Source organism: Streptomyces melanogenes (assembly GCF_014649795.1).
GTDB classification, from domain to species: Bacteria; Actinomycetota; Actinomycetes; order Streptomycetales; family Streptomycetaceae; genus Streptomyces; species Streptomyces noboritoensis.
Window position 1 is genome coordinate 219,246 of sequence record NZ_BMTS01000001.1, and the last position, 12,030, is coordinate 231,275.

Here is a 12,030-nt window from a genome sequence, read left to right on the forward strand (position 1 = left end):
CCGACGTACGCACCCAGAGGAGCCGTATGTCCCGCAGAGCGCTCGCCCGCGCACTGGCCCTGACGCTCACCGTCTGCGCGACCGCCCTCGCCGGGCCCACCGGCGCCGGGGCGGCCGAGATACCCAAGGCGCCCGGCCACCGCCTGGTCAGCCAGTACGAGGGCGCCCCCGCCACCGCCCGGCCGGTGCCGGGGCCGGCCCCCGCCCAGCACCCCTACCTCGCCCCCAACGGGCGCAGCGGGATGCACGGCGACGCCTGGGGCAGCGGCACCCATCCGTACGCCGGTCCGCTGGGCCGGGATCCGCAGGTGACCAGCGAGCAGATCGCGGCACTCGGCGGCGAGTGCGCGACGGCGACGTTCGACGCGGCCGGGCGGCTGATCACCGTCTGCGGCACCTTCCAGGGCTTCAAGCTGAAGCTCCTGGAACCGCGCACGCTCGCCACCCTCGCGGAGTACCAGCTGCCGCAGCGCTCCTCCACCGTCGAGGCGATCACCCGCCTGGACTTCTCGAAGATCTTCAAGGACACCTCGGGCGGCGCCTACTTCTACCTCGACAACGAGGACCGGGTGGTCCTCGCCGACTCCCGCCACCACATCCTGCGCATCGCGCACGAGCGGACCGGGGACGGCGGTTGGCGCTTCGCCGTCGTGGACGACTGGGACCTGACCGGGGTGGTCCCGCACGACTGCGTCAGCTGGACCAACCTCTTCCCCAGCGGCACCTGCGACCCGGTCACCTCCGTGATGCCGGACTGGCAGGGCCGTATCTGGTGGGTGACGCGGCTCGGCCGGGTGGGCACGGTGGACCCCGGCACGGGCCGGATCCGCTCGGTCGAGCTGCCGGGGGAGGAGATCCAGAACTCCTTCTCGGTGGCCGAGGACGGCGTCTCCATCGTCTCCGACCACGCCCTCTACAGCTTCCGCGCGGGCGCCGACGGCACCCCGGTGGTGCAGTGGCGCCAGACGTACGACCGGGGCACGGGCACCAAGCCCGGCTCGGTGAACCAGGGGTCGGGCACCACCCCCGACCTCTTCGGCGACGGCTATGCGGCCATCACCGACAACGCCGACGACCGCATGAACGTGGTCGTCTACCGGCGCGGGGCGGGCGTCCCCGACGACCGGCGCCTGGTCTGCAAGATCCCGGTCTTCGGATCGGGCCGGTCGACCACCGACAACTCCCTGATCACCTGGGGCAACAGCATCGTCGTCGAGAACAACTACGGCTACGAGAACGTGACCTCGCTGACCTTCGGCAGGAGCGTGACCGGCGGAGCGACCCGCATCGACGTGCGCCCGGACGGAAGCGGCTGCGACACGGTGTGGGAGAGCGCCGTCCGCTCCCCCTCGACGGTTCCCAAGCTCTCGACGGCCAATGGGCTGCTCTACTTCTACGAGAAGGAGCCCAACGCCCTCGGCATCGACGCCTGGTATCTGACCGCCGTCGACTTCCGTACGGGCGCGGTGCGCTGGAAGCGGCTGACGGGGACCGGCCCGGCGTACGACAACAACTGGGCGCCGGTGACGATCGGCCCGGACGGTACCGCGTACGTCGGCGTGTTCAACGGGATCGTGGCCGTGCGCGACCGGGACTGACCCGGGGCGGGGGCTTTGGCGTGGCCGTCAGATGAGGCGGGAGCGGATCAGGAAGCGCACGCCCTCCGGCGCCTCCAGGGAGAATCCGCTGCCGCGCCCCTCGACGACGTCGACAATCAGCCGGGTGTGCCGCCACACCTCGTGCTGACTCACCGACATCCAGAACGGGACGGGCTCCTCCACCCCGTCGACGGCGAGGCGTTCGAGCAGGACGTCCGACCCTCCCGTACGGAACTCGCCGTCCGGGTAGCACATGGGCGCGCTGCCGTCGCAGCAGCCGCCCGACTGGTGGAACATCAGTGGCCCGTGGGCCGCCCGCAGCCGCCGCAGCAACTCGGCGGCGGCGGGCGTCAGCTCCACGCGCGCGTGCCCCGTGCTCGCGTCGCTCTCCGCGTTCCGGTCGGACATGAGGATCACGGCCCTTCGGTACGGTGTCCGGTGCCAGCCCCCCAAACAACCACGGAGGGGGTTGCGGTCACGTTGCGGGCAGGTCAGACGACCGTCACCGGGTGCCGGACCACCGCGTCGAAGAGGTAGCCCTGGGTGTTGTGCACGGCGGTCGGCGGCTGGACGCGGCCCGAGGCGTCGGTCGCACGGGCGAGCAGTACGGCGGGACCCCGCTCGCGCGGCACCCAGGGGGTGGACCAGCGCACCCAACTGCCCCGGCGCGGCGCGTCGTGCAGCCGCGCCCGGCGCCAGGTGCCACCGGCGTCGGTGCTGACGTCGACCCGCCGCACGGGGGCGCCGCCCGACCAGGAGCGCCCGGTGAGCACCGTGCGGCGGTGGGCCGGAAGGGTCGCGCCGGACGCCAGCTCGAAGGCGCTCTTGAGGGTCTGCCGGGTCAGCGGGGCGCTGCCGCCGGGCGGGTAGGCGGCCCCGAACAGCCGGTACATGTCGGTGTTCCACGGGGTGTACAGCGGCTCGTCGCTCACCTCGATGTCCCCGACCCACTTCACCGAGGAGATGCCCACCCACCCGGGCGTGATCACCCGGACCGGATGGCCGTGGTCGGGCGGCAGCGGCTCCCCGTTCATCTCGTACGCCAGCAGCACGTCGTCCAGCGCCTTCGCGACGGGCAGCGGGCGGCGCACCCGGCCGAGGTTCACGCCGTTGCTGACGACCTCGTCGTCGAGCCCTCGCGGCAGTACGTCGACGGCGTGCGGTGCGATGCCCGCGCGGTGCAGCACGTCGGCGAGCCGCACCCCGCGCCAGTGCGCGACTCCGATCGCCCCGAGCGTCCAGGCGGTGCCGGTCACCTGCTGGCCCTGCTGGGTGGTGTAGAAGCTGCGGCCGTTGCCCGCGCATTCGACGAAGAGGGTGCGGCTGACCGACGGCAGCGCGCGCAGCTCGTCGTATCCGAACTCCACCGGCCCGCCGGTCAGCCCGCTGCCCCACACCTTCAGCCTCCAGTCGGCGGCGTCGATGTGCGGGGTGGCGGTGTGGTTGCGGACGAAGAAGTGGTCGGCGGGGGTGAGCAGCCCGGTGCCGCGCAGCGAGGCGAAGTTGGTCTCCGCGTTGGAGCCGCGAACCGTGAACACCTCGGGCGGGAGCGGCTTGACGATGCCGGGCGAAGCCCCGTTCGTACTCTCCCGTGCCGCCGCCTCGGTCGCCGTCAGGCCCAGCGGTCCGGCGGCGGAGGCGGCCGCGAAGAGCTTGAGCAGATCGCGGCGTTCGAGCCCGGCCGACCGGGCGCGCCCGCGCGCCCACTGCCGCAGCCGTCTGCGGTCGTACGCGATCTCGTCGGACGGGTCCGGTGCCATGGGCAACTCTCCTCGTGTGGGCGCCACGACGGACCGTAGAACCGGCGGCGGCCGGGGAGAAGCGCCCGGCCGCGATGGCCACGAACCCGCAATACGGCGGCAATACGCTCGCCGGGTGGTGCGGCCACCGTCAAGACCGCACCTCCGGCCACGCGCTAGCCCTTGAGGTCCGCCCGGGCCGAGTCCGGTGCTTCGCGCGGATGCGGGACCGGGACCGGGGACGACACGAGTGAGGAGGGTGTCTGCTCGTCGTGCTGGAGCGAGACCGTGCGGGTGGGGGCCGGGATCGCGATGCCCTCGGCGCGGTAGCGCTGGTGCAGGCGCTTGATGAACTCGTGCTTGATGCGGTACTGGTCGCTGAACTCGCCCACGCCCAGGATCACGGTGAAGTTGATCCGCGAGTCCGCGAAGGTGTGGAAGCGGACGGCCGCCTCGTGGTGCGGGAGCGCGCCGGTGATGTCGACCATCACGCTGTCGATGACTTCGAGGGTCACCCGCTCGACGTGCTCCAGGTCGCTGTCGTACCCGACGCCCACCTGGACGAGGATCGACAGCTCCTGCTCGGGGCGGCTGTAGTTGGTCATGTTCGTCCGCGCGAGCCGGGCGTTGGGGATGATGACCAGGTTGTTCGACAGGTTGCGCACCACGGTGTTGCGCCAGTTGATGTCGACGACGTACCCCTCCTCGCCGCTGCTGAGCCGCATGTAGTCACCCGGCTGCACGGTCTTGGAGGCGAGGATGTGCACGCCCGCGAAGAGGTTGGCCAGGGTGTCCTGGAGCGCGAGCGCCACCGCGAGCCCGCCCACGCCGAGGGCGGTGAGCAGCGGCGCGATGGAGATGCCCAGGGTGTCCAGGGCGACCAGCGAGCCCATCGCGACCACCACGACGCGGGTGATGTTCACGAAGATGGTGGCCGACCCGGCCACCCCGGTCCGCGAGTGCGCCACCGACTGCACCAGACCCGCGATCACCCGGGCCGTGGAGAGCGTGGTGATCAGGATGAGCAGGGCGGTCAGCGAGTGGTTGACGATCGCCGCGATCCGCGTGGTGAGCGGCAGCGCGGAGGCCGCCGCCGCGGTGCCCGCGATGACGGCGGCCCAGGGGGCGACGGTGCGCAGCGCGTCGACGATGATGTCGTCCCCGCTCCACCGCGTGCGCAGCGCGTGCTTGCCCAGCCACCGCAGCAGCGCGCGCAACAGCACCGCGGCGACGAGCCCGGCGGCCACCGCGATGGCGGCGACCACCCAGTCGTGCACGACGAGGCCCCGGGTCAACGGACACCCTCCGAGGCGTGTCGGGCCGGGGAGACGCCGTGGGGGGCCGGAGGAACGGCGAGGGCCGCCACCGGCCGCCGTATGTGAAGTGTCGCCATCTTGTCACCTGTCAGTTCGTCGTGCGCGAAGCCTCGTTCGGCGGTCCGCGTACGCGCCGAACGGGCTGCCATCCTGCCCCATGGGCGCAGCGACGTCGCAGGTGGGCCGGGGTGACACCGGGCACCGGCTCATTCGTGCGGGGTGCCGCCGCAATCCCGGGCCACCGGGTCCTCGGGCGCGGTGAGTCCGGCGCGTTCGGCGAGCGCACCGCCCTGGAAGCGGCTCTCGGCGCCCAGCTCCTCAAGCAGGTCCGCGATGTGGCGGCGGCAGGTGCGCAGGGACATGCCCATGCGCCGGGCGATCACCTCGTCCTTGGCGCCCTCGGCGAGCAGCCCCACCAGCGCCCGCCGCAGACTGTGTCCGACCTCCTTGTACGCGGCCTCGCTGGTACCCAGGAACGGGGTCGCGCCGGACCAGTGCTGCTCGAACACCCGGCAGAGGTAGGCGACCACGTCGGGGTCCCGGACGAGCACCGCGCCCTCGCCCGACCCGCCGTCCGCCCGCCGGGGCAGAAAGGCCACGGCCCGGTCGAACACCACGGCCCGGTCGGGCAGTTCGGCGGCGGTGCGGTACTCGGCACCGGCCTCGGCGAGCGTCTCCACATACCCCTGGGTGGACAGGCTGGCGCGCGCCGAGTGCTGGTAGAGCGTGCGCATCCGGACGCCCCGGCGGAGCATCGCCAGGTCGCGGTCGATGGCGTCCCCGAGGCGGTGGGGCGCGCGGCCGCCGCCCGGCTGGATGCTGAACACCTCCTCCCGGCACTCCGCCGCGGCCTCGGTGAGCATCGCCGACGCCGCCGACAGGTCGGGCAGCAGGTCGATGCCCTCCCGGTGGCCGCGCCCGCGCCGGGCGGCGCGGTAGTGCGGCATGAGGGAGTGCAACTCGTCGCGGACGGACTGGGCGTGCGCCGCGTCCCGTGCGAGCCGCGCCTCCAGCGGACCCACCACCTCGGCCGCGGCGGCGTCGGGGCTGACCGGTATGAGCTCCTCGGGTCTGCCCGGCGCGGGGCGCAGCAGCCGGAGCAGCAGCAGGGTCCGGCAGGCCGCCTCGACCTCCTCCTGGGTCAGGCCGAGCGCCGGGGGCGCGTCGGGCGGCCACCGCTTGAGGCTGCCCCGCGACAGCACGTACTCGAAGACGGCGACGGCTCTCGCGTCCAGCTGCGGCAGCCCGTCCAAGTTTGCCCCGATAGTCATGAGTTTCCCCCGCAATGCGGCCGTACGACTTCCGTGCCATGCAGGGTATTGCCAGGTCAAAGCGCTGGACCAACGGGGCCCGCCGGGATGGACTTTGGTCGTCCGGCCGGGCAAACCCCGCCAGGCCGACATTTGGGACCCCGTGTGTCCATGAGTTCATGACCTCCCGACCCTGGAGCCGTGCCATGCCCGGAGCAGTCCGCTGTCTTCTCGTCCTCACAGTCCTGCTGGTGGGTGGCGCGTGCGTCACCACGGCGAACGGCGGCCCGGGGACGGCGGCCGGAGTGCGCGGGGGTGCGACCGCGACGGTCGCGGCGGACATCCTCGACACGAGCTGGGGCGACGACTACGTGCGGCCCCAGCTCTAGCCCCCTTTATTTCCTTCCGCTCCTCCTCCTGCGAACTGTGAGGTCGAACAGCGTGTCCACCCTGCCCGCGCCGCCGCCGCCCGCCCCGGCTCCGGCCCTGCCCGGACCCCGGCGGGCCCGCGCCGAACGTCCGGCGGACCTGGCGCTGTTGCCCGATCTGGTACGGGCGGTGGTGGCCCGTACCGCCGCCGGGGCGGACTGGAACGTGGAGCCCGGTGACTTCTGGTGCCACGTCGTCCCCGCCGGGGCCGCCCGCCGCGCCCAGGGCTGGAAGCTCCACGTCTCGGCCACCCCGCTCTCCGCGCCCCTCACCCTGGCCCGGGCCGCCGAGGTGCTCGTCGCCCACCGGGCCGCGTTCAAGTTCGCGGGCAGCCCCGCCCGGGTCGCGGCCCTCGTCTCCGGGCGCTACGAGCGCGGCGGGGGCGGCAAGTTCATCACCGTGTACCCGGCCGACGACGACCACTTCCGCCTGCTCGCCGAGGAACTGCACCGCGCCACCGTGGGGCTGCCGGGGCCCGCGGTGCTGTCCGACCGCCGCTATCTGCCGGGCAGTCAGGTGTACTACCGGTACGGCGTGTTCGCCGCCGCCACGGTCCTGACGGCCGACGGCTGCTTCGCCGCTCGGCTGACCGACCCCGAGGGGCGGCCGGTCGCCGACGAGCGGAACGCCTGGTTCAGCCCGCCGGCCTGGGCGGGCGACCCGTTCCCCGACCGCCCGGCGGCCCCGGCCCGCAGCAAGGCCACGGCCAAGCCGGTGCTGCTGAACGACCGCTATCTCGTGCGCGGTGCGATCCAGCACTCCAACAAGGGCGGGGTGTTCCGCGCCGAGGACACCAGGACCGGCGCCCAGGTCGTCGTCAAGCAGGCCCGCCCCCACGTGGGGGCGGGGTTGGAGGGGCTGGACGTCCGCGATCTGCTGCGCCGGGAGGCGGCGCTGCTCGACCGCTTCGGCAGCGCCCGCCCCGACCGGGTCCCGCGCCTGGTGGAGGTGTTCGAGCAGCAGGGCAGCGAGTTCCTGGCGACCGAGTCCGTGCCCGGGGCGACCCTGCGGCGTACCGTCGCCGAGCGCCTGATCCAGGACGGGACCGGCTGCCCGGACGACCGTACGGCCGACTCCCTGGTCTGGCAGCTCGTCGAACTGGTCGGCACCGCCCACGAACTGGGCGTCACCCTCCACGACTTCAACCCCAACAACGTGATGGTCACGCCGGACGGCCAACTCCTGCTGATCGACCTGGAGATGGCGGCCCGGCAGGGCGAACTCTGGGTGCTCGGCGCCACCCCCGGCTACACCGCCCCCGAACTGCGCGCCCTGGACCAGGTGGCGCCCGCGCTGGCGCCGGACGTCGACCTGTACGCCCTGGGGGCGACGGTGCTGCACGCGCTGACCGGCGCGGACCCGCTGTTCGCGGCGGACCGGCCGGGCGCGGGGGACGGGGGCCGACCGGAGGAGGAGCGCCTGGCCGGGCTCGTGGAGCTGCTGGCCCGCGACAACCCGCTGGTACGCCGGTTCTCGCCGCTGATACGGGGGTTGATGCGGGACGACCCGGCCGAGCGGTGGACGCTGGAGCGGGCACGCCAGTTCGTCACCGGGGCGGGGGAGGCGCGAGGGTCCCTGGTGCAGGTCGCCGCCGCCCGTACGGCAGCGGACCCGGAGCCCGTCGACGCCGTGCGCACCCGCGCACGCCTGCTTCACGACGGTGTCGCCCACCTCCTCGCCACCATGCGCCCGCACGACACCGAACGGCTCTGGCCCTCGGAGGCGTTCGGCGAGACGTGCGACCCGGTGGCCGTGCAGCACGGTTCGGCGGGCGGCGTGAGCGTACTCGCCCGGGCGCTGCGCCACTGGGACGAGGACGGCGCCGGATCGGCGCCCGTGACCCGGGACGCGTTGCGCGAAGGGCTGCGGTCCGCCGCGTACTGGACCGCCGACCGGCGGGACGCCCTGCCCGGGAACCTCCCCGGCCTGCACTTCGGCCGCTCCGGCACGGCGTGGGCCCTGCTGGACGCGGCCCGGGCGCTCGACGACACCGCGCTCGCCGCCCGCGCCGCCGACCTCGCCCTGGCGCTCCCGGTCGAGTGGCCCAACCCCGACGTCTGCCACGGCGCGGCCGGATCCGGTCTGGCCCAGCTGCACTTCTGGCGCACCACCGGGGACCCGCGCTTCCTCGACCGTGCCACCCGGGCCGCCGACGGGCTGCTCGCGGCGGCCCGGCGCACCCCGGAGGGGATCTTCTGGCCGGTGCCCGAGGACTTCGCGTCCGCCCTCGCGGGAGCCTGGCACTACGGCTTCGCGCACGGCGTGGCCGGGGTCGGCACCTTCCTGCTGCTCGCGGCCGAGGCCACGGGGGAGGAGCGCTTCCTGGGCGTGGCCGTCGAGGCGGGCGCCACGTTGGCCGCCGCCGCCCGCCGGGGACCCGCGGGTGCCCTGTGGCCGGTCGACCGCGCCCGCCACCTCTCCGACTCGCCCGACCTGGCCCGGCACTGGTGCAGCGGCTCGTCCGGAGTGGGCACCTTCCTGGTCCGGCTCTGGTCGGCCACCGGCGCGCACGACGACGCCCTGCGCGAGCTGGTGGAGGGCGCGGCCCTCGCCGTACGGGCGGGCAGGGCGACCGACTCGACGTCGACCTGCCACGGGCTCGCGGGCAACGCCGAATTCCTGCTCGACGCGGCCGAGTTGACGGGCGACGCGCACCACCGAGCCGGGGCCGAGCTGCTGGTCGAGCACCTGGCGGCGCAGGCGGTCCGGTACGACGGCCGGTTGCTGGTGCCCGACGAGAACCGCAAGACGGTGCTCGCCGAGTACGCCGGCGGCCTCGCCGGAAGCCTCGCGCCGCTGCTGCGCATGCGGTTCGGCGGGCCCCGCGCGTGGCTGCCCGAGGGCGGACGCGCCCACCCCTGAACGTCCGGTGGCCACCCGGCCACCGGCGGCCGGACCCGCCGGGTCCGGCCCGTCCCTCCCGAACGAAGGAGTCCACCATGATGGAGCACGACATCGACGCCCTCCAGGTCCTGCCCGAGGACATCCGCACCGAGAGCCTCGGCGGCGAGGACCACGCCGCCGCGCTGATCACGGCCTGTCGCATCCACACCAGCGGCTGCTGACGCGCCGGTGGAGGGGACCGGCTCCAGTCCGGCCCCCTCCACCCTGCTTGCCAGTCAGGCTGAACACGGGCTAGCGGTGCAGCAGTTGGGTCGTCGCCAGCTCGCGGTACAGGCTGTCGCGGGCCAGCAGTTGGGCGTGGGTCCCCACCGCCCGTACGCACCCGGCTTCCATGACCACGATGCGGTCGGCCGTGGTCACGGTGGACAGCCGGTGGGCGACCACCAGGACCGTGGTGGTGCGGGCCGCGTCGGCGACGGTGTCGCGCAGGGCCGCCTCGTTGGCCGCGTCGAGCTGCGAGGTCGCCTCGTCGAGCAGCAGAAGCCTGGGGCGGCGTAGCAGGGCCCGGGCGATCGCCACGCGCTGGCGCTCGCCGCCGGAGAGTCGGCAGCCCCGATGTCCGACGTCGGTGTCAAGGCCCTGCGGCAGCCGGTCGGCCACGCCCTCGAGCCGGGCCAGCCGCAGGACGTGGTGCAGTTGGTCCGCTGTCGCCTCGCCGACCCCCAGCGTCAGGTTGTCGCGGAGGGTGCCCGCGAGGACGGGGGAGTCCTGCTCGACGTAGCCGATGTTGGCCCGCAGCTCGGCCAGCGGCCACTCCCGTACGTCCTTGCCGTCAAGGGACACCCGGCCGGCGTCGGGCTCGTAGAACCGCTCGATCAGGGAGAACGCGGTGGTCTTGCCCGCGCCCGACGGTCCGACGAACGCGGTCAGACCGCAGCCGGGAACCGTGAAGGAGACCCGTCGGTGGACGTCCGGCAGCCCGGGGCGGTAGGCGAACCGCACCTCGTGGAACGCCACGGTGGCGGGCAGCGGCTCCTGTCCGGGGGGCGCCAGGGCCGCGACACCCGGCACCCCCACGTCCTCCACCTCCAGCTCCTCCACCTCCCGGATGCGGGCGGCCGCGGCCGAGCCGATCTGGAACTGGCCCACCCCGTCGACCAGTTGGCCGATCCTGGGTGCAAGCGCGAAGAGGTAGAGGAGGAAGGCCACCAGCGTGGAGACGCCGATCGCGCCGGAGGTCACGCGCGCGCCGCCCACCCCCAGGACGACGAGGAAGCAGATCTGCACGACCACCGCCGACACGGTCGCGGAGACCGCTTCCCACGCGGCGGCGCGCACCCCGGTGCGGCGGGCGTGTTCGGCCGCCCGGTGCAGCACCGCGGCCTCGCGCTGTTCGGCGCCGGACGCCTTGAGCGTACGGAAGGCGCCCAGGGCCCGTTCGAGCGCGGCCCCGATGCGGCCGACCGCCTCCTGGGTGTGCCGGGTGGCGCGGCCGATGCGCGGGGAGACCACCGCGACGACGACGCCCACGAACGCGATCACGGCGAGCGTGACGCCGAGCAGCACCGCGTCGAGGAGCCCCATCATGACGACCGTCGCAGCGGTGATCAGGGTGCCCGTGACGGCGGCCGACACCGCCTGGGGGGCGCTCTGGCGCAGCAGCGCGGTGTCGGAGGTGGCGCGGGCGATCAGATCGCCCGGCTCGGTGCGCTCCACCACCGGAACGCGCAGCCGCAGCAGACGGTCGGTCAGGCGGCGGCGGGCGGCGCAGACGACGGCCTCGGCGGACCGGTCCAGTACGTAGTGGCCGAGGCCGGCGAGGATGCCGCCCGCCACCACCAGCGCGCTGAGCGCGACGACGGGGCCGGCCGCCGGCTGCCCACGGCCCATGTCGTCCATCACGTGCTTCGCCGCGAGGGGCTGCGCCAGCCCCATCAGACTGCCCAGCAGGCCGAGGAGCACCCCGGCGAGCATCCGGGTGCGCTGCGGGCGGAGGTGGCTCAGGAGGGCGCGATGGCCGTTGGTGCGTGGAGGGTCGTCCGGCCGGGCCGTCACGCGATCGTCGTCGGACGCTCGGCGGATCTCGACGGGAGGCGCTTGCGTCACGGCCTCACTCCACCGCGAAGAAGCGCTGGAAGTAGTCGGCAGGCGTGCCCTCGCCCACGAGCTCGCCCTCGGCCTCCACCCAGGCGTGCGCGGCGAACGGCGGACGGGTGCGCACCCCGACGCACCAGGTGGGCCACTGGCCCCGGCAGCGGCAGAGCAGCACGGTGGCCAGCGACCGGGGCAGACACCCCTTGTGCCCGCCCGCCGCCAGGCTCACGGCGAGCACCGTCTCGCGCGCCCGGGTCGCCTCCGCGAGCGTCGCGGGCCGGGCGCCCCTGCGCAGCAGGCCCAGGACGGCGCGGATGCGGCCGGGCGGCAGCGCGGCCAGCGCGTGCGCACAGCCCACCACCAGCCGGGCCGCGACACGGCGGCCCAGGGGGACGGAGCGAGGGCGGTAGGGAAGCGCTTCGGGCGTCGACATTCCGTTCCTCTTCTCTGCCGGTCTCTGCGGGTCCCTGCGGTCTCCGCGGGCGCATCCGTTACGGGGTCTACGGGGCGATGAGGCCCGCCGAGCTCAGGTCGTCCACGATGCGCGCGACGTCCCGCGCCGCCGTCTGCACGTCGACGCCCTCGTACCGTTCGACCAGGCTCGCCACCGCCCGCTCGGCGCCGTGGCCGTCGAGCAGGGTCTGCAGGACGAGCGCCGCGGTGGGGTTGAGGGTCCAGTACTCGGCGCGCCTCTGGTCGAGCAGGGCCCTGCCGTACTCGGTCTCGGTGAGCAGGACCTCGGGCTTCAGCGTGCACATCG

The 12,030-nt window shown here is 74.1% G+C and carries 11 protein-coding genes; 4 read left to right on the forward strand and 7 right to left on the reverse strand.

Going from position 1 to position 12,030, the window contains the following annotated elements; all coding sequences use genetic code 11:
* Positions 1-26: 26 nt before the first annotated feature.
* Positions 27-1,598, forward strand: a complete 1,572-nt coding sequence (locus IE252_RS01070; protein ID WP_190087296.1) for a hypothetical protein — start codon at positions 27-29, stop codon at positions 1,596-1,598.
* A gap of 27 nt (positions 1,599-1,625) precedes the next feature.
* Here the strand turns inward: IE252_RS01070 and IE252_RS01075 are convergent, their stop codons facing one another.
* The 4 genes from IE252_RS01075 to IE252_RS01090 all read right to left on the reverse strand — a co-directional run bounded on the left by IE252_RS01075 (position 1,626) and on the right by IE252_RS01090 (position 5,924).
* On the reverse strand, positions 1,626-2,006 hold the full coding sequence (locus IE252_RS01075) for a DUF779 domain-containing protein (protein WP_190087805.1): 381 nt from the start codon (positions 2,004-2,006) through the stop codon (positions 1,626-1,628).
* Positions 2,007-2,089: 83 nt separating this feature from the next.
* Positions 2,090-3,358: a sulfite oxidase gene (locus IE252_RS01080; protein WP_190087297.1), complete on the reverse strand. Its 1,269-nt coding sequence runs from the start codon at positions 3,356-3,358 to the stop codon at positions 2,090-2,092.
* 155 nt (positions 3,359-3,513) lie between these two features.
* Entirely contained in the window at positions 3,514-4,632 is a 1,119-nt protein-coding gene (locus IE252_RS01085; RefSeq protein WP_190087298.1) for a mechanosensitive ion channel family protein, read from the reverse strand.
* A gap of 227 nt (positions 4,633-4,859) precedes the next feature.
* Entirely contained in the window at positions 4,860-5,924 is a 1,065-nt protein-coding gene (locus tag IE252_RS01090) for a hypothetical protein (protein ID WP_190087299.1), read from the reverse strand.
* Between the two features lie 185 nt (positions 5,925-6,109).
* On the opposite strand from IE252_RS01090, the gene IE252_RS01095 reads away from it, so the two are divergent.
* From IE252_RS01095 to IE252_RS01105, 3 genes are all read left to right on the forward strand, one after another.
* On the forward strand, positions 6,110-6,292 hold the full coding sequence (locus IE252_RS01095; protein ID WP_190087300.1) for a hypothetical protein: 183 nt from the start codon (positions 6,110-6,112) through the stop codon (positions 6,290-6,292).
* A gap of 52 nt (positions 6,293-6,344) precedes the next feature.
* The gene (gene lanL, locus IE252_RS01100) at positions 6,345-9,194 is read left to right on the forward strand and encodes a class IV lanthionine synthetase LanL (RefSeq protein ID WP_190087301.1); all 2,850 of its coding nucleotides are present in this window, start codon (positions 6,345-6,347) and stop codon (positions 9,192-9,194) included.
* A gap of 77 nt (positions 9,195-9,271) precedes the next feature.
* Complete coding sequence (locus IE252_RS01105; protein WP_190087302.1) at positions 9,272-9,397, forward strand: ALQxL family class IV lanthipeptide; 126 nt, start codon at positions 9,272-9,274, stop codon at positions 9,395-9,397.
* 70 nt (positions 9,398-9,467) lie between these two features.
* Here IE252_RS01105 and IE252_RS01110 read toward each other — a convergent pair whose 3' ends face one another.
* From IE252_RS01110 to IE252_RS01120, 3 genes are all read right to left on the reverse strand, one after another.
* Positions 9,468-11,282, reverse strand: coding sequence for an ABC transporter ATP-binding protein (locus IE252_RS01110; RefSeq protein ID WP_373298488.1), 1,815 nt, complete (start codon positions 11,280-11,282; stop codon positions 9,468-9,470).
* A gap of 4 nt (positions 11,283-11,286) precedes the next feature.
* Positions 11,287-11,703: a lasso peptide biosynthesis B2 protein gene (locus tag IE252_RS01115; RefSeq protein WP_190087303.1), complete on the reverse strand. Its 417-nt coding sequence runs from the start codon at positions 11,701-11,703 to the stop codon at positions 11,287-11,289.
* 67 nt (positions 11,704-11,770) lie between these two features.
* A complete protein-coding gene (locus tag IE252_RS01120; RefSeq protein WP_190087304.1) occupies positions 11,771-12,028 on the reverse strand; it encodes a lasso peptide biosynthesis PqqD family chaperone in 258 nt (85 codons plus the stop codon).
* Between the last annotated feature and the right edge of the window lie 2 nt (positions 12,029-12,030).